The 16962-nt window shown below is 73.4% G+C and carries 15 protein-coding genes; 9 read left to right on the forward strand and 6 right to left on the reverse strand.

Annotated features, from left to right (window positions below):
• Position 1 precedes the first annotated feature (1 nt).
• On the forward strand, positions 2-1360 hold the full coding sequence (locus ACFFIC_RS22485) for an ammonium transporter (protein WP_377054536.1): 1359 nt from the start codon (positions 2-4) through the stop codon (positions 1358-1360).
• A gap of 127 nt (positions 1361-1487) precedes the next feature.
• Entirely contained in the window at positions 1488-3062 is a 1575-nt protein-coding gene (locus ACFFIC_RS22490; RefSeq protein ID WP_377054538.1) for an ABC transporter substrate-binding protein, read from the forward strand.
• A 63-nt stretch (positions 3063-3125) separates the two neighbouring features.
• Here ACFFIC_RS22490 and ACFFIC_RS22495 read toward each other — a convergent pair whose 3' ends face one another.
• Genes ACFFIC_RS22495 through aroA form a run of 3 tightly spaced genes read right to left on the reverse strand, consistent with a single transcriptional unit; the run spans position 3126 to position 5429 of the window.
• Positions 3126-3353, reverse strand: a complete 228-nt coding sequence (locus ACFFIC_RS22495) for a hypothetical protein (RefSeq protein WP_377054540.1) — start codon at positions 3351-3353, stop codon at positions 3126-3128.
• A gap of 46 nt (positions 3354-3399) precedes the next feature.
• On the reverse strand, positions 3400-4035 hold the full coding sequence (cmk, locus tag ACFFIC_RS22500; RefSeq protein ID WP_377054810.1) for a (d)CMP kinase: 636 nt from the start codon (positions 4033-4035) through the stop codon (positions 3400-3402).
• A gap of 23 nt (positions 4036-4058) precedes the next feature.
• Positions 4059-5429, reverse strand: a complete 1371-nt coding sequence (gene aroA, locus ACFFIC_RS22505; protein ID WP_377054812.1) for a 3-phosphoshikimate 1-carboxyvinyltransferase — start codon at positions 5427-5429, stop codon at positions 4059-4061.
• A 199-nt stretch (positions 5430-5628) separates the two neighbouring features.
• Here aroA and ACFFIC_RS22510 point away from each other — a divergent pair, with 199 nt between their 5' ends.
• Positions 5629-5949: a TIGR02300 family protein gene (locus ACFFIC_RS22510; RefSeq protein WP_377054542.1), complete on the forward strand. Its 321-nt coding sequence runs from the start codon at positions 5629-5631 to the stop codon at positions 5947-5949.
• Positions 5950-6018: 69 nt separating this feature from the next.
• Here the strand turns inward: ACFFIC_RS22510 and ACFFIC_RS22515 are convergent, their stop codons facing one another.
• The 3 genes from ACFFIC_RS22515 to ACFFIC_RS22525 form a co-directional block, all read right to left on the reverse strand.
• Positions 6019-6516, reverse strand: coding sequence for a YdcF family protein (locus tag ACFFIC_RS22515; protein WP_377054544.1), 498 nt, complete (start codon positions 6514-6516; stop codon positions 6019-6021).
• 104 nt (positions 6517-6620) lie between these two features.
• Positions 6621-7433: an alpha/beta fold hydrolase gene (locus ACFFIC_RS22520; protein WP_377054546.1), complete on the reverse strand. Its 813-nt coding sequence runs from the start codon at positions 7431-7433 to the stop codon at positions 6621-6623.
• A gap of 76 nt (positions 7434-7509) precedes the next feature.
• Positions 7510-8763, reverse strand: coding sequence for a class I SAM-dependent methyltransferase (locus ACFFIC_RS22525; RefSeq protein WP_377054548.1), 1254 nt, complete (start codon positions 8761-8763; stop codon positions 7510-7512).
• Positions 8764-8885: 122 nt separating this feature from the next.
• Here ACFFIC_RS22525 and ACFFIC_RS22530 point away from each other — a divergent pair, with 122 nt between their 5' ends.
• The 6 genes from ACFFIC_RS22530 to ACFFIC_RS22555 all read left to right on the forward strand — a co-directional run bounded on the left by ACFFIC_RS22530 (position 8886) and on the right by ACFFIC_RS22555 (position 16957).
• On the forward strand, positions 8886-10001 hold the full coding sequence (locus ACFFIC_RS22530) for a catalase family protein (protein WP_377054550.1): 1116 nt from the start codon (positions 8886-8888) through the stop codon (positions 9999-10001).
• 93 nt (positions 10002-10094) lie between these two features.
• Positions 10095-10661 (forward strand): invasion associated locus B family protein, encoded by a 567-nt coding sequence (locus ACFFIC_RS22535; RefSeq protein ID WP_377054552.1) that lies wholly within the window; start codon positions 10095-10097, stop codon positions 10659-10661.
• Positions 10658-11854, forward strand: coding sequence for a 23S rRNA (adenine(2503)-C(2))-methyltransferase RlmN (rlmN, locus tag ACFFIC_RS22540; RefSeq protein ID WP_377054554.1), 1197 nt, complete (start codon positions 10658-10660; stop codon positions 11852-11854). The genes ACFFIC_RS22535 and rlmN overlap by 4 nt, the downstream gene beginning before the upstream one ends.
• Before the next feature lie 248 nt (positions 11855-12102).
• Positions 12103-14253 (forward strand): TonB-dependent siderophore receptor, encoded by a 2151-nt coding sequence (locus ACFFIC_RS22545; protein WP_377054556.1) that lies wholly within the window; start codon positions 12103-12105, stop codon positions 14251-14253.
• 35 nt (positions 14254-14288) lie between these two features.
• Entirely contained in the window at positions 14289-15584 is a 1296-nt protein-coding gene (locus ACFFIC_RS22550; RefSeq protein WP_377054558.1) for a PepSY-associated TM helix domain-containing protein, read from the forward strand.
• A gap of 104 nt (positions 15585-15688) precedes the next feature.
• A complete protein-coding gene (locus ACFFIC_RS22555; RefSeq protein WP_377054560.1) occupies positions 15689-16957 on the forward strand; it encodes a cation:proton antiporter domain-containing protein in 1269 nt (422 codons plus the stop codon).
• Positions 16958-16962 lie beyond the last annotated feature (5 nt).

Consider the following 16962-nt stretch of genomic DNA (forward strand, 5'->3'; position numbering starts at 1 on the left):
GATGCGACCCCAATCGCGCGGCTGGGCACTCGCCGCCGCCACCGCCACGCTGCTGTCCGGCGCCGCCCTCGCGCAGGACACGCCCGGCGCCACGGAGGCCGTGACCGCAACGGTGAACTCCGGCGACACCGCCTGGATGCTCACCTCCACGGCCCTGGTCCTGATGATGACCATCCCCGGCCTCGCGCTCTTCTACGCGGGCATGGTCCGCAAGAAGAACGTGCTCAGCACGATGATGCAGTCCTTCGCCATCACCGCCATCGCGACGGTGGTGTGGATGGTGGCCGGCTACAGCCTCGCCTTCGGCGAGGGCGGCGCCTATGTCGGCGATCTCTCCAAGCTCCTGCTCCGCGGCCTCGCGGAGAACTGGGACCAGCCCTTCACCCTGGGCTCGGGCGACGCGGCGGTGGCCTTCACCATCCCCGAGACGGTCTTCCTGATGTTCCAGATGACCTTCGCCATCATCACCCCGGCCCTCATCACCGGCGCCTACGCGGACCGGATGAAGTTCTCGGCCATGGTGCTCTTCACCATCCTCTGGCTGCTCGTGGTCTATTCGCCCATCGCCCACTGGGTGTGGCACCCGAACGGCTGGATCTTCGCCCTCGGCGCGCTCGACTTCGCGGGCGGCACGGTGGTGCACATCAACGCGGGCGTCGCGGGCCTCGTCGCCGCGGTGGTGCTCGGCAAGCGCGTCGGCTACGGCCACGACAACATGGCGCCCTTCTCCCTGGCGCTCGCCGTCATCGGCGCCGCGCTGCTCTGGGTGGGCTGGTTCGGCTTCAACGCGGGCTCGGCCGGCGCCGCCGGCGGCCGCGCGGGCATGGCCATGCTGGTCACGCAGCTCGCCGCCGCCGTCGCGGCGCTCGCCTGGGTCTTCGCGGAGTGGGCGGTCAAGGGCAAGCCATCCGTGCTCGGCGCCATCTCGGGCGCCGTCGCCGGCCTCGTCGCCATCACCCCCGCCGCCGGCTTCGTGCTGCCGGTGCCGGCGCTGATCATCGGCGTGATCGCGGGCCTCACGGGCTTCTGGGGCGCCACCGCCCTCAAGCACTGGTGCGGCTACGACGACAGCCTGGACGCCTTCGGCGTGCACGGCCTCTGCGGCATCGTCGGCGCGCTGCTGACGGGCATCTTCGCCTACGGCCCGCTCTCGGCCACCACCGCCCTGCCCGAAGGCACCTCGGGCAGCATCGACCAGCTGCTGATCCAGGCCTACGCGGTGGCCGCCGTGTTCATCTACACGGCCGTCGCCACCTGGATCCTGCTCAAGATCGTGGACGTCATCGTCGGCCTCCGCGTTTCCGAGGAAGAGGAGCGCGAGGGCCTCGACGTCTCCCTCCACGGCGAGCGCCTGGGCTGATCCCTCCCCGGCCGGCGTGAACGGAAAGGCCCCGGCGGATCGCTCCGCCGGGGCCTTTTCTTTTCACGTCACGCCCCGGGCACGCGCCGTGCAAGGCTGCCGCCCGTCCCCCCGCAGGAACACCGCCATGCCGACGCGCCTCCCGGTCCTCCTTTCCGCGCTCCTCGCCCTCGCCGCCGCCCCAGCCGCCGCCCAGGCCCCGGCCACGCTGCGCATCGCCCTCTCCCTGCCCGTCGCCACCCTCGACCCCGTGCAGTCCACCGCCGCCACCGTCCGCAACCACGGCTTCTTCATCTACGACCAGCTCTTCGCCCTCGACAGCCAGGGCGTGCCGCGCCCGCAGATGGTGGGCGCCCACACCGTCTCCGACGACCGCATGACCTGGCGCTTCACGCTGCGCGACGGCCTCGCCTTCCACGACGGCGCCCCCGTGCGCGCCGCCGACGCCGTCGCCTCCATCCGCCGCTGGGCCCAGCGCGACGTGGTCGGCCGTGCGCTGGCCGCCGCCACCGGCGCGATGGAGGTGGTGGACGACAAGACCTTCGAGATCCGCCTCTCCAAGCCCTTCGCCCTGGTGCCCGAAGCCCTGGCCCGCCCCACCGGCAGCGCGCTGTTCATCATGCCCGAGCGCGTGGCCAGCACCCCCGCCTCCACCGCCATCACCGACACCACCGGCTCCGGCCCCTTCGTCTTCCGCGCCGCCGAATGGCGCGCGGGCGACCGCGCCGTCTATGCCCGCAACCCCGCCTACCGCCCGCGCGAGGAAGCGCCCGACGGGCTCGCGGGCGGCAAGGTCGTGCGGGTGGAGCGCGTCGAATGGCTCGCCATGCCCGACGCCGCGGTCGCCGTGAACGCGCTGAACAACGGCGAGATCGACTTCCTCGAACAACCCCCGCCCGACCTGGTCCCGACGCTGGAGCGCAACCGCGCCGTCCGCGTCTCCCCCGTCAACCCCGTCGGCTCCATGGCCTGGCTGCGCATCAACCACACCCAGCCGCCCTTCAACGACCCCCGCGCCCGCCAGGCCCTGCTGTATCTCGTCAACCAGCGCGACGTGCTGGAGGGCATGGGCATCCGCGCGGCCGAACAGGCTCCCTACTGCCCCGCCTACTTCATGTGCGGCACCCCGCTGGAAACCGCCGCCGGCGCCCGCGGCCTGCGCGAGCCCGATTACGCCCGCGCCCGCGAACTCCTGCGCGAGGCCGGCTATGACGGCCGCCCCGTGGTCTTCCTCAACGCCACCGACAACGGCCTCAACAACGCCTCCACCCTCGTGATGACGGAAGCCTTCAGGCGCGCCGGCCTCAACATGGACGTGCAGTCGATGGACTGGGGCACGCTGACCGCCCGCCGCAACCGGCGCGAGCCGCAGGCCCAGGGCGGCTGGAACCTCTTCGTCACCATCGCCAACGTGCTGGACGCGGAGAACCCGCTCTCCAACCTCTACCTCGCCAGCACCTGCGACGCCGCCCCCGCCGGCTGGCCCTGCGACGAGGAGCTGGAGCGCCTGCGCCTCGCCTGGTCCGGGGAAAGCGACCCCGCGAAGCGCCGCGCCCTCCTCGACCAGGTCCATGCCCGCGCCTACGAGGTGCTGCCCTACATCAACGCCGGCCAGTTCCGCGCCAACGCCGCCTGGCGCAGCAACGTCGCGGGCATCCGCCCCACCACGGTGCCGGTGTTCTGGGGCGTGACCAAGAACTAGCACCGGAGGCCGCCTCCCCCGGGGCGCTCCATCACGGCACCGCGGCAGGCGCCGCGGTGCGCGCTAGCCCGCCATCCACCGCCAGACAGCCCCGATCACCGCCTCGATGGTCCCGTCCGGCAGCATGTCCCGGCCGGGAAACACGTCGATGCCGAGCCTCCGCTTCAGCGTATAGCCCCCGGCGAGCGCCACGGTGATCGCCGCCCCCTCCACCACCTCAAGAAGCACCCATCCAGCCCAGGCCAGCGCCCGCCGCGGCGTCGTGGCCCGCCCCGCCGCGCGGGCCCTCACGGCTCGCCCGGATCATCCCGGCGCAACCGCCGCACGCCATGGCCCCTCAAACCGAAAGCCGCGCCTGCACCAGCGTCCAGGCCTCCCGGAACGCCGCCTCCGCGTCGAGTTCCGTGGTGTCCAGCAGCAGCGCATCCCCGGCCGGCCGCATCGGCGCCACGTCGCGGGCGGCGTCGCGCGCGTCCCGCAGCGCCATCTCCGCCGCCACCTCCTCCAGCACCACCATCTCGCCCCGCCCGGCGCGCTCCAGCCAGCGCCGCCGCGCCCGCGCCTCGGGCGAGGCCGTGACGAAGAGCTTCACCCGCGCGTCGGGGCAGACCACCGTTCCGATGTCCCGCCCATCCATCACGCCGCCCTGGCGCGCCGCGAAATCCCGCTGGAAGTCCAGCAGCGCCGCCCGCACCTCCGGCTGCGCCGCCACCTGGCTCGCCCCCTGGTCCACCTCCGGCCCGCGCAGGTCGCCGCGCTCCAGGTCCGCCGCGTCCAGCCCCCGCGCCGCCGCCTCCGCCGCCGCCGGGTCGGTCGGCAACCCGCCCGCCAGCAGCACCCGCCGCGCCACCGCCCGGTAGAGCAGCCCCGTGTCGAGGTAGGGCAGCCCCAGCTCGCGCGCCAGGCGCCGCGCCAGCGTCCCCTTGCCCGCGGCCGCCGGCCCGTCCACCGCCACCACCACGGGGTCCACCAACCCCTCCGGCGCCGCCGCCTCGCTCAAGGCACGCCCCCGGGCGGCGAAGCCGCTCCATCCACCGGCGCGATCACAGCCCCGCCCGCCAGCCCGTTCATCATGCCGACGAAGCCGGGAAAGGAGGTGTCGATGAACCCCGTGTCGTCCACCGCCACCGGCCGCTCGGAGGCCAGCCCCATCACCAGCGCCGACATCGCGATCCGGTGGTCCATATGCGTCACCACCGTCCCGCCCCCCGGCGCCCGCGCCCCGTCCCGCGCGATCACCAGGTCGTCCCCCTCCACCGAGGCCGCGACGCCGCAGGCCGCCAGCAGCGCCACCGTGGCCGCCAGCCGGTCGCTCTCCTTCACCCGAAGCTCCCCCAGCCCCCGCAGCCGCGTCGTCCCCCGCGCAAAGGCCGCCGCCACCGCCAGCACGGGATATTCGTCGATCATGGAGGGCGCCCGGCTCCCCGGCACGTCCACCCCCCGCAGCTCCGAGAAGGAGGCGGTCACATCCCCCACGCTCTCCCCGCCCTCGACCCGCGCGCCGGAAACAACCAGATCGGCCCCCATCTCGCGCAGCGTCGCGAAAAGCCCCGTCCGCAGCGGGTTGAGCCCCACCCCCGCCACCGTCACGCGGGAACCCGGCACCAGCAGCGCGGCCACCAGCGGAAACGCCGCCGAGGACGGGTCCGCCGGCACCACCACCGGCGCCGCCCGCAACTCCGGCTGCCCCTCCAGCTCGATCACCCGCCGGTGCCCCTCCGCCTCCACGCGAAGCACCGCCCCGAAGTGGCGCAGCATGTTCTCGGTGTGGTCCCGCGTCGCCTCCGGCTCCTCCACGCGGGTGATCCCCCGCGCGCAGAGCCCCGCCAGCAGCACCGCCGACTTCACCTGGGCCGAGGGCACGGGCAGCACGTAGTCCAGCGGCAGCGGGTCCGCCGCCCCCTCCACCGCCAGCGGCAGGCGCCCCCCCGCGCGCCCCGTGAACCGCGCCCCGCAGGCGGAAAGCGGCTCCGTCACCCGCCGCATCGGCCGCCCGCGCAGCGAGGCATCGCCGGTCAGCACCGCGAACACCGGATGCCCCGCCAGCAGCCCGCAGATCAGCCGCGCCGCCGTGCCCGAATTGCCCATGTCCAGCACGTCCGCCGGCTCCACCAGCCCGCCGACCCCGCGCCCCGCCACCCGCCAGTGCCCGGGCGCCACCCGCTCCACCTCGGCGCCCAGCGCCCGCATGGCGGCGGCCGTGCGCAGCACGTCCTCCCCCTCCAGCAGCCCCGTGATCTCGGTGGTGCCCACCGCCAGCGCCCCGAACATCAGCGCGCGGTGGGAGATGGACTTGTCGCCGGGCACCCCGATCCGCCCGGAAAGTCCTCGCCCCGGAGACCCCGCCCCGGCGGCCGAGGCCCGCATCGGAAGGGGCCCCGCAGCAATGGCATGAACGCCGGCATGACCGGCCGCGGAGGAGGGCAGGTGATCGGGCATGAAACAACACTTGCGGCTGGGGAAGGGCCGCCGCGTTTGACACGCCAGGGGCCGCGTGGCAATGCGCGCCGCCCTTTACGAACCCCCCCGTCCGCCCCCCGTGGCGGGCCCATCCGAGGCTTCCCTGATGGCCAATGCCGAACTCGGCCTCAAGCGAACCTGCGTCGCCTGCGGTGCCCGCTTCTACGACCTGGGCCGCAGCCCCGCCGTTTGCCCCAAATGCGGCACCGAACAGCCGGCCGAGCAGCCCCGCGCCAAGCGCGTCGCCGCCCCCCTGCCCGAGGAGAAGCCCCGCAAGCGCGCCGCGGCCGTGGAGGGCGCCGACACCGATGACGTGGAGGTGGAGGACACCGACGCCGATGACGTGGCCGATGCCGAGGACATCGACGAGGACGAGGACATCGCCGAGGAGATCGGCGTCGAGAGCGACAACGACGAGGAAACCTGACCTGGCCCCGGGGGGCCTCCCGGCCCCCCGGCCGATGCCCGCGGGGGCCTTCTGCCCCCCGGCCGGTCCCTATCCCCCGCGCAGCCGGTGCCAGGCCGCCAGCGCGGCGTCATAGGGCAGCGCCGGCACCTCCCGCAGCCGCCAGGACCAGTCGCTGAACCCAGGCCCCGGCACCGCCCCCCGCCCCTGCGCCACGCGCAGCCCGAGCAGCCGCAGCAGCAGCGCGCAGCGGCGCAGGTGATACCCGGACGAAACCGGGTGCACCGCCCCCCCGAAGTCCTTGAGCATCGCCGCCACCGCCCGCGCCGAGGACAGCGTGTCCGTCCCCGTCGGCTCCTCCAGGATGCGCGCGGGGTCGATCCCCCAGTCCCGCAGCAGCTTCGCCATCACCTGGGACTCCGCCGGCCCGTGCCGCCCCTGGCCGCCCGTCGGCACGAAGACCGGCTCCCCGCCCAGCTCCTCCCCCAGCGCCACCGCGGCCGCCACGCGCCGCTGCATCGTCTGGCTGGGGCGTGAATCCGGGCGAACGGCGGCACCGAAGATCACGATGGCGGGCTGGTCGGTCATGCCCTGCTCAACAGGAAAGCCCCGGGGAAGTGTCCCGCCCCCCATTATTTTTCGCCGCCCCTTCCCGGAAGCACCCGGGCCGGCGATGCCGGGGGGAGGCGCCCTCACGGCCGTCCCGCGGCCGCCGCGGGAAAGGGCAGCAGGAACCCGGCCACCGCCCGCAGCACATCGCCGGGCCGCTCCCGATGGGGCACATGCCCGCAACCCTCCAGAAGAACCGTCCGCGACGGCCCCCGGGCAAGGGCCGCGATCCGCTGCGGATGCCGGGCCGTGCCGTACTCGTCCCGCTCGCCATGCAGCGCGAGGACGGGGCACGCCACCCCCGCCAGGTCCTCATCCAGGCTCCAGCCCGCGAAGGCCGGCGCGAGCCAGGTTCCGGTCCAGGCATCCAGGACCCACCGCGCCTTGTCCCCGTGGTACCTCGCCAGGCGCTCCATCTGCCCCGGCCCCGCGAAGCCCGCCTCCGCCTCGCGGATGCCATCCAGCGTCCGCTCCTCGACAAAGGCCTGCGCCGCCTCGGTCACCACCGCCACGCACCGCTCCGGAAGCTGGGCGGCCACTCCCACCGCCATGGCCCCGCCGACGCTGTGGCCGAAGGGAACCAGGCTCCCGAGCCCCAGCTGCCCGCACAGCGGCAGGATGCCCGAGGCCGTCTCGTCCCGCATGAAACCCGGTTGCAGGCGCCCCGGATAAGGGTCCGACCGCCCGAAGCCCAGGCGGTCATAGGCCACCACGGAAAGCCCGAGGGCGCGCGCGAGCCGCTCCGGAAAGTCGCGCCACAGCGCCACGCTGCCGAGCGAATCATGCAGCAGCACGACGGCCGGCCCATTCCCGGGCAAGCCGCCGGAAGGGCTCCACGACCGCGCGAAGAGCCTCCCCCGCGGGGTGGCGATCCAGTGGTCGGCCGGCGTCACCACGCCGGCCCTCCCACCCGGGCCGCCCCGGGCCCGCACGGCGGCGCCGCCGCGAGCCCCGGTCGCGGCAGCGGCGCCCTCACCCCGCCGGCGCCGCCAGCGTCACGCGGTTCGTCGGCTCCATCGCCCGCCACAGCGCCGCCATGTCCCGCGCCACCTGCGCCGCCGGCGCACCGCCGGCCTCCACCGCCCGCGCGATCTCCGCGAGGCTCGCCCGGCCATCCACCCGCGACAGGATCGCCGGGGCCAGGGGCGGCACCGGAAGCACCACCCGCAACCCGTCGAAGGTGATCGCCAAGCTCCCCCCGCGCGCGGCCTTCGCCCAGCCTGCCCCATCCCCCCCGCGCAGCACCGGCACGGCGGAAGGGTCCTCCCAGTCCGCCCGCGCCACCGCGTCCCCGGCCCGCGCCAGATAGGCGATGTGGATCCCCATGTTCCCCGCCAGCGCCTCCGCCAGCGCCGCCCGCTCCACCATCCCCATCCCCGCCATCCGCGCCCTGAGCCTCGGGTCCGGCAGCAGGTGGTCCGGGTCGTAGCGCACCGGCTCCACCAGGGTGGAAAGTCGGAGCCCCGCGCCCTCCACCAGCGCCGCCAGCTGCGGCACCGTGAAGGCCACGTCCCTGGGATTCAGCAGCAGGTCGTACAGGCCGGGATCCCCGCCCCCCTGGGGCAGCGGCAGGTGGTCCGTGATCCAGGGGTTCTTCCTCAGCCAGGCCGTTTCCGGCAGGTGCCGCATCACCCGCCGGGCCACCTCCACCCGCGCCGCCGGCGCCTCCTCCACGGGGGCGATCAGCCGCAGCGCCTCCTGCAGCATGTAGACCCCGGTCCGCCCGTGCGGCGCGTAAACCATGATCCCCATGCCGCCCCCCGGCGCCAGCACCCCCGCCAGCGCCCGCAGCCCCGCCGCCGGGTCCGGCAGGTGGTGCAGCACCCCGCAGCAATCGACGTAGTCGAACACCCCCAGCCCCGGGGGCAGGTCCAGGATCGACCCCTCCACGAAGCGCAGGTTGGCCAGCCCGCGCACCGCCGCCCGCGCCTCCGCCACGCGCCGGGCCGCGCCGGACCGGTCCAGCCACACCACCTCCCCCGGCCGCCCCGCCCAGGCCATCTGCTGCGCCAGCATGATCGCCCCGTCCCCGGTCCCGCCGCCGGCCACCAGCGCCCGCATCGGCAGCCCCGCCGGCCGCCGCGCCCCGAACACCCAGTGGTCCACCTCCGCCAGGTTGGAAGGGCTCCCCACCACCAGCCGGCGCGCCTCGTCCCGCGGGTCGCGCGCGGGATAGGGAAGCGCCTCGTACTGGGCGGCGAGCTGGGCATCGGTCGCGTCGGGCATGGGCAAGGCAATAAGGCGCCCCGCCGCGCCTGCCAAATGGCGCCCCGCCCTTCCCCGGCGCGCCCGGCAAACCCCGCCGCGCCCCGGAGGTTCCTCTCACAGGAACCGCGCGGAACCCCAGCATGTCCCAGCCCCTGCCCGCCTCCCTGGTCCGCTACGCCCGCGACCTGGAGGTCGTGCAGCCCGGAGAGGGCGAGACGATCGCGAAGATCCTGGAATCCATGCACCGCCTGGCCGGGCGCACCCAGGCGCAGCACGGGCGGGCCGTGCGCGTCTCCCACGCGAAGATGCACGGCGCGGCGGTCGGCGAGCTGGTGGTGCCGGAAGGCCTCCCCGAACCCCTGGCCCAGGGATTGTTCTCGTCCCCCGGCCGCTACCCCGTCATCGCCCGCCTCGCCAACGTCCCGGGCGAGATCATGGGCGACGCCGTTTCCACCCAGACCGGCCTTTCCTTCAAGGTGCTGGGCGTCCGGGGGGAGATGCTGCCCGGCCATGCCGGCCAGGTCACGCAGGACTTCGTGCTGGACACCGGCAGCCGCTTCGCCGCCGCCGACGCCGCCGCCTTCCTCCTGACCCACCGCGCGCTCGAGCACGCCCCCCGGGTGCCGGAGGCCGCCAAGCAGCTCGCCTCCAGGGCCTCGCGCGCCACCAACAGCCTCCTGCACAGGCTGGGCGGGGACAGCGCCACCCTGGACTTCCTGGGCCACCCCCGCATCCACCCCCTGGCCGAGGCCTATTTCACCCAGGCCCCCATCCGCTACGGCGATTACGTCGCCAAGCTGGCCGCGGTGCCCGCCACGCCCGGGCAACAGGCCCTGGCCGGTGCCGCACCCGGCGCGGGCCCCGGCACGGGCGCGGAGGAGAACGCGCTGCGCACCGCCACCGTGGGCTTCCTCCGCGAACAGGAGGCCGCCTTCGACATCCGCGTCCAGCTCTGCACCAGCCTCGAAACCATGCCGGTGGAGGATGCGAGCAAGGAATGGCCCGAGCAGGAAAGCCCCTACCGCACCGTCGCCCGCCTCGCCTTCCCCCGCCAGGACGCCTTCACCGAGGCCCGCCGCCGCTACGTGGACGAGGACCTGTCCTTCTGCGTGTCGCACAGCCTGGTGGCCCACCGCCCCCTCGGCTCCATCATGCGCGCCCGCCTGCGCGCTTATCCCGCCATGTCGCGCCTGCGGCGGGAAGCGAACGGCCGTCCCCTGGCGGAGCCGCGCTCGGTCGCGGAAGTGCCGGGCTGACGGCCACACCGATGGCCTCCCCGCGAAGATGATGGCCAAACATGCAACGGCGACGGTTGAACAGCAGCCCTCGGGAGGACTATCTCCGGGGCCATGATCCGTCCCTTCCTCGCTCTCGCGGCCCTGATCCTCGCAGCGCCGGCCTTCCTGGCCGCCCCGGCCCTGGCCCAGGCCCGCAACGAACCACGCGGCGAATCCCGCGCGGCGGCCCCCGCCCAGCCCGCCACCGGCCCCCAGCGCCTCGGCACCTTCGGGGAATGGACCGCCGCCACCCACACGGAGAACGGCGGCAAGGTCTGCTACGCCTTCACCCGGCCGGAGGGCAACGCGAACGCCCTCCTCACCGTCACCCACCGCGCCCAGGGCCGCGACCAGGTCGCGCTCCGCATCGGCCGCGCCTTCCCGCGCAACGCCGAGGTGACGGTGGATGTCGGCGGCAAGGACCTGAACTTCTACACCGCCGGCGACAACGCCTTCGCCCGCAACGGCGGCGCAACCGTCGCCGCCTTCCGCAGCGGCCGCGAGGCCGAGGCCAAGAGCCCCGCCGCCAACAACCGCAGCACCACCGAAACCTTCTCCCTCCAGGGCTTCTCCGCCGCCTACGACGCCATCTCGCGCGAGTGCCCGCCCGGCGAGGCCCCCGCAAGGCGCCGCCGTTGAACACCCTCGCCCCCGTCGCGCGCCCCGGCCCCGATGACCTGACCGAGGCCGAGCGCGCCCGCATCCTCGCCAAGTCCGCGATCTTCGCGCCCCCCGCGCAGACCGACGCCCAGGGCCGCCGCGACCTCCTCGGCCTGACGCGGGACGAACTCGCGGCCGAGATGCTCGCGATCGGCGAGAAGCCCTTCCGCGCCAAGCAGCTCTGGCACTGGATCTACCACCAGGGCACCCGCGACTTCGCGCAGATGTCCTCCATCGCCAGGCCCATGCAGGCGAAGCTCGCCGAGCGCTTCACCGTCGGCCGCCCCGAGATCACCACCGAGCAGACCAGCACGGACAGCACGCGCAAGTGGCTCTTCCGCATGCGCGACAACCAGCAGGTGGAAACCGTCTACATCCCCGACGAGGACCGCGGCGCCGTCTGCATCTCGACGCAAGTGGGCTGCACCCTCTCCTGCCGCTTCTGCCACACCGGCACCCAGAAGCTCGTCCGCAACCTCTCCGCCGGCGAGATCATCGGCCAGTTCATGGCCGCCCGCGACAGCTACGGGGAATGGCCCACCCCCCAGTCCGAAGCCCCGCGCCTGCTCTCCAACATCGTCGTCATGGGCATGGGCGAACCCCTCTACAACTACGAGGCCACGGCCAAGGCGCTGAAGATCGCCATGGACAACGAGGGCATCGCCCTCTCCCGCCGCCGCATCACCCTGAGCACCTCCGGCGTCGTCCCCATGATGGACCGCGCCGGCGCCGAGCTCGGCGTCAACCTCGCCGTTTCCCTCCACGCGGTCACCGACGAACTCCGCGACGAGATCGTCCCCCTCAACCGCAAATACCCCATCAAGGAATTGATGGCCGCCTGCCACCGCTACCCCGGCGCCTCCAACGCCCGCCGCATCACCTTCGAATACGTCATGCTCGACGGCATCAACGACAGCGAGGCCGAGGCCCGCGAGCTCGTCCGCCTCCTCGAAGGCCTGCCCGCCAAGGTCAACCTCATTCCCTTCAACCCCTGGCCCAACTCCCCCTACGCCACGTCCAGGCGCGCCCAGATCGAGCGCTTCGCCAACATCCTGAACGAGGCCGGCTACGCCTCCCCCGTCCGCCGCCCCCGCGGCCGCGACATCGCCGCCGCCTGCGGCCAGCTCAAGACCGAGAGCGAGCGTGCCCGCCGGAGCCCCGCCGCGGCCTGAACGGCCGCCGCTCGCGGCTCTGGTGAGGGGAGGAAGGAATTCCTCCCCTCCCTTTCTCCATGGTCTTCTTCCGTCCGCCGAAGACACCCGGGCATCCCCTGCGTCTCCCGGAACGGCGGGCCCTCCCCGGAAGCCGCCAGCTCCGCAGATCCCACCAGCCCGGCCTCTTGGCAAATGAGAATCACTCTCACTATAAGCAGCCCCAGCGAAGCGCCGGCCCTGCCGGCCGCCACCCCTGGAGACACCACATGCGCCGCCTTCCTCCCCCGCGCGCCATCGGCCTGCTGGCCTGCCTCGCGGGCGCGGCCCTGCCCGGCGCACCCCATGCCCAGGAAGGTGCCCTCGCCGTGCCGGAAGTCGGCGTCACCGGCAATGCCGAGCGCGCGCTCGACCCCGTCCGCGGCTTCGTCGCGCGCCAGGAGATCACCGGCACCAAGACCGACACGCCCCTGATCGAGAGCCCGCAATCCATCTCCGTCGTCCCGCGCGACCAGATCGACGCCCGCCAGGCCCAGACGCTGGGGGAGGCGCTGCGTTACTCCGCCGGCGTGCGCGTGGAGAACTTCGGCACCGACAGCCGCACCGACTGGTTCCAGCTCCGCGGCTTCAACGCCCAGGACGTCGGCATCTTCCTCAACGGCCTCCGCTACAACGCCGGCTATGCCGGCAGCGCCTACGAGACCTATGGCCTGGAGCGCTACGAGATCCTGCGCGGCCCCACCTCCGTCCTCTACGGCCAGATCGCGCCGGGCGGCCTGGTGAACCAGGTCAGCCGCCGCCCCACCGACACCCCGCAGGGCGAGGTGCGCCTGACCGCCGGCAGCTACGGCCGCACCCAGGCCCAGGGCACCACCAGCGGCCCCCTCACCGCGGACGGCACCTGGTCCTACAGCCTCACCGCCCTCGGCCGCGCCAGCCACACGGCGGTGGACCAGGTGCGCGACGACCGCGTCTTCGTCGCCCCCGCCCTCACCTGGCGGCCCGACCCCAACACCTCGCTCACCGTGCTCGGCTACTACCAGCACGACGAAACCTCGGGAAACCAGTTCCTTCCCTATGACGGCACGGTGCGCCCCACGCCCTTCGGACGCATCAGCCGCAACCGCTTCACCGGCGAGCCCGACCTCAACCAGTTCGACCGCACGCAATACGGCCTCGGCTACGAGTTCAGCCACCGCTTCAACAACGTCTTCTCGTTCCAGCAGAACCTGCGCTACGCCCACACCGGCATCGACTGGCAGCAGGTCTATGGCGGCGGCCTGGATATCGACCGCCGCACGCTGAAGCGCTTCGCCTACGCCGCCGACATCGACGTCAACACCTTCCAGGTGGACAACCAGCTCCGCGCCGACTTCACCACCGGCCCCGTCTCGCACACCGTGCTGGCCGGCTTCGACTACAGCCAGATCGCCTACCGCAACAACTCGTCCTTCGTCGAAGCCTCCGGCCTCGACGTCTTCTCGCCCTCCTACGGCGCCGCCATCCCCGCTCTTCTGCCCTTCAACTTCACGCGCCAGAACACCACCCAGTACGGCCTCTACCTGCAGGACCAGATCCGCCTCGACCGCCTGATCCTCCTCGCCGGCATCCGCCAGGATTTCGCACGCGCCGACACGCGCAACCGCCTGACCGGCGGCAACACCTACCAGGACGACGACGCCTTCACCTGGCGCGCCGGCGCCGTCTACCTCTTCGACAACGGCCTCGCCCCCTACGCCTCCTACGCCCGCTCCTTCCAGCCGCAGATCGGCACCAACATCCGCGGCAACACCTTCGACCCGCTGCGCGGCGAGCAGTACGAGGCCGGGCTGAAGTACCAGCCCACGGGCATGCGCAGCTTCGTCCAGGCCAGCGCCTTCCACCTCACCCAGCGCAACAGCCTCACGCCCGACCCCACCAGCAGCATCAACAACATCGCCACCGGCCAGATCCGCGTCCGCGGCCTCGAACTGGAAGCGGTGGCCGAGCTCGGCGCCGGCGTCACCCTGGTCGGCTCCTACACCTACCTCGACCCCGAGATCACCCGCAGCACCACCACCGCCGAGATCGGCAACCGCCCCGCCGGCGTGCCCCGCAACACCGCCGGCCTCTACGGCGAATACACCTTCGTGGCCGCCTCCAAGCCCCTCTCCGGCCTCACCCTCGGCTTCGGCACCCGCTACCTCGGCAACACCACCACCGCCAACGCCAGCTACAACGTGGTCCCCTCCACCGTCCTCTTCGACGCAACCATGCGCTACGACCTCACCGCCATGTCCGAGCAGCTGAAGGGCCTCACCCTCGCCGTGAACGCCAGCAACCTCGCCGACACCCGCTACGTCAGCCGCTGCACCAGCGACACCGCCTGCTTCTACGGCAACCGCCTGAACGTCCTCGGCAGCATCTCCTACCGCTGGTGAAAGCCGCCCCCGCGCCAACCCCCGGGAGAACCCGCATGCGCCCGATCCTCACGCTCCTGCACCGCTGGATCGGGCTGGCCACCGCCGCCTTCCTCTTCATCGCGGGCGCCACCGGCGCGGTCATCTCCTGGGACCACGAGCTGGACGACTGGCTCAACCCCCACCTCACCCACGCCACCACCCCCGGCCCCGCCCGCCCCTCCCTCGAACTCGCCGCCGAGGCCGAGGCCCGCGACCCCCGCGCCGCCGTCACCTACGTCCCCCTCTCCCCCGAACCCGGCGAAGCCCTCACCCTCTTCGTCGAACCCCGCCTCAACCCCGCCACCGGCCGCCTCCACGACCTCGGCTACAACCAGGTCTTCCTCGACCCCGCCACCGGCACCGAACTCGGCCGCCGCGAATGGGGCCAGGCCTGGCCCATCACGGCCGAAACCGCCGTCTCCTTCCTCTACAAACTGCACTACTCCCTCCACATCCCCACCCTCTGGGGCACGGACCGCCTGGGCTACTGGCTCATGGGCGCCGTCGCCCTCCTCTGGACGATCGACTGCTTCGTCGGCCTCTACCTGACCCTCCCCCCGCGCCGCGCCCCCCGCGCGGACCAGCCGCCCGCCGTCCAGCGCCAGCTCGCCCGCGGCTTCGCCACCCGCTGGGCCCCCGCTTGGAAAATCAAAACCACCGGCAGCGCCTGGCGCATCAACTTTGACATCCACCGCGCCTTCGGCCTCTGGACCTGGGCCCTGCTCCTGGTCCTCGCCTTCACCGCCGTCTCGCTCAACCTCTACCGCGAGATCTTCTACCCCGTGATGTCCACGGTCTCCCGCGTCACCCCCACCCCCTTCGACGAACGCCCCCTCGCCCCACTGGACGCCCCCATCGCCCCGGGCATCCCCATGGCCCAGGCCCTCGCCCTCGGGCAGGCCGAAGCCGCCCGCCGCGGCTGGGCCGAACCCGCGGGCGCGATCTTCTACGCAGCCCGCTACGGCATCTACAACATCCGCTTCTTCCAGCCCGGCGACGACCACGGCGCCGCCGGCGTCGGCCCCGCCGAACTCTACCTCGACGGCAACGACGGCCGCCTCCTCGGCCACCGCCAGCCCTGGAAAGGCACCGTGGCGGACATCTTCGTCCAGGCCCAGTTCCCCCTCCACTCCGGCCGCATCCTCGGCCTCCCCGGCCGCATCCTCATCTCCGCCATGGGCCTCGTCGTCGCCGCCCTCTCCGTCACCGGCGTCGTCATCTGGTGGCGAAAGCGCGCCGCCCGCCTCTCCACCCGCCACAAGCGCGCCACCACCCCCGCCCCCAAGCCCGCCCGCCACGCCACCACCTAGGAAAACCACGCCCCACAAACCCCCGGCGCCCCCGGCCGCACCAACCACCGGCCAACCCGCGCCCGCCCTCCCCCGTTCAGGCCCCGCGCACCCCCGGAGCCCCAATGGCCGAAACCCGCTTCGTCGCCCTCACCATCGTCGCGGTCGCCCTCCTCCTCGCCCTCTCCCGCCTGACGAAAATCCCCCCCTCCATCGCCCTCTTCACGGGCGGCCTCGCCTCCATCCTCCTCCCCGGCCCCCTCCCCGCCCTCCGCGTGGACCCCCTCATCGTCCTCGGCCTCATCCTCCCCCCGCTCCTCTACGCCGGCATCACCAACATCCCCGCCGAACTCCTCCACCGCGCCGCCTGGCGCGGCGTCCTCGGCGGCGCCCTCTGGACCCTCGGCCTCACCACCGCCTGCGGCTTCGCGGCCACCCTCCTCCTCCCCGGCCTCGACCCCGTCGCCTGCATGGCCATCGGCGTCGCCGCCGCCATCGCCGAACCCCGCGTCCTCCTCGAAACCGGCCTCAACAAGCGCATGCCCCCCGCCATCAGCGAGGCCATGTCCGCCCAGCTCGTCTCCGCCCCCCTCCTCGGCGTCTCCCTCTCCATCTTCACGGCCAAGCAGGTCGGCGGCCCCTTCCCGGGCTTCACCGCCATCGCCCAAACCCTCGCCTACGACGCAATCATCGGCGGCGCCGCCGGCATCGCCCTCGGCTTCGCCATGGCCGCCCTCCGCCGCCGCCTGGACAACCCCCGCACCGAAACCGCCCTCTCCCTCGCCACCCCCTTCGCCGCCGGCGCCCTCGGCGAAGCCATCGCCGCCTCCCCCGTCGCCCCCCTCATCGGCGCCGGCGTCACCATGGCCTACATCCACACCAACAAAACCACGGGCGAAAGCATCGCCTCCCCCGAATCCCACCAACTCACCGAAGACCTCTGGCAGGCCCTCGGCGCCATCCTCACCGGCGCCCTCTTCTTCCTCATGGGCCGCGCCCTCCCCGAAGCCCTCGCCGGCACCCGCGCCCTCCCCTGGACCACCCTCGCCACCGCCGCGATCAGCCTCATGGCCCTCTGCTGGGCCGTCCAGTTCACCCTTTCCTGGGCCGCCCTCGCCCACCCCAACTCACCCCCCATCCCGCGGGAGGACGGCGGCCGCGTCCCCCCCTGGCAAGGCGCCGCCCTCATGGCCGGCGGCGCCGGCCGCAACGTCGTCGCCCTCGCGGTCGCCCTCGCCCTCCCCGCCACCCTCCCGGGCGGCGAGCCCTACCTCCCGCGGGACGCAGTGGTGGCGGTGGTCGCGCTGATGGTCGTGGCCTCGGCGGGGCTGCAATGGGTGGGAGTGCCGGGGCTGGTGCGCTGGGTGCGGCCTGTTCCCCATAACCAACCTTGACACGT

The sequence above is a fragment of the Muricoccus vinaceus genome, from assembly GCF_042433125.1.
GTDB lineage: Bacteria > Pseudomonadota > Alphaproteobacteria > Acetobacterales > Acetobacteraceae > Roseomonas > Roseomonas vinacea.

Coding starts and splice junctions, on each gene's coding strand:
- ACFFIC_RS22485 (WP_377054536.1), top strand. CDS start 2: ATGCGACCCCAATCGCGCGGCTGGGCACTCGCCGCCGCCACCGCCACG.
- ACFFIC_RS22555 (WP_377054560.1), top strand. CDS start 15,689: ATGGCCGAAACCCGCTTCGTCGCCCTCACCATCGTCGCGGTCGCCCTC.
- ACFFIC_RS22535 (WP_377054552.1), top strand. CDS start 10,095: ATGATCCGTCCCTTCCTCGCTCTCGCGGCCCTGATCCTCGCAGCGCCG.
- ACFFIC_RS22550 (WP_377054558.1), top strand. CDS start 14,289: ATGCGCCCGATCCTCACGCTCCTGCACCGCTGGATCGGGCTGGCCACC.
- ACFFIC_RS22530 (WP_377054550.1), top strand. CDS start 8,886: ATGTCCCAGCCCCTGCCCGCCTCCCTGGTCCGCTACGCCCGCGACCTG.
- ACFFIC_RS22515 (WP_377054544.1), bottom strand. CDS start 6,516: ATGACCGACCAGCCCGCCATCGTGATCTTCGGTGCCGCCGTTCGCCCG.
- ACFFIC_RS22545 (WP_377054556.1), top strand. CDS start 12,103: ATGCGCCGCCTTCCTCCCCCGCGCGCCATCGGCCTGCTGGCCTGCCTC.
- ACFFIC_RS22510 (WP_377054542.1), top strand. CDS start 5,629: ATGGCCAATGCCGAACTCGGCCTCAAGCGAACCTGCGTCGCCTGCGGT.
- aroA (WP_377054812.1), bottom strand. CDS start 5,429: ATGCGGGCCTCGGCCGCCGGGGCGGGGTCTCCGGGGCGAGGACTTTCC.
- ACFFIC_RS22490 (WP_377054538.1), top strand. CDS start 1,488: ATGCCGACGCGCCTCCCGGTCCTCCTTTCCGCGCTCCTCGCCCTCGCC.
- ACFFIC_RS22525 (WP_377054548.1), bottom strand. CDS start 8,763: ATGCCCGACGCGACCGATGCCCAGCTCGCCGCCCAGTACGAGGCGCTT.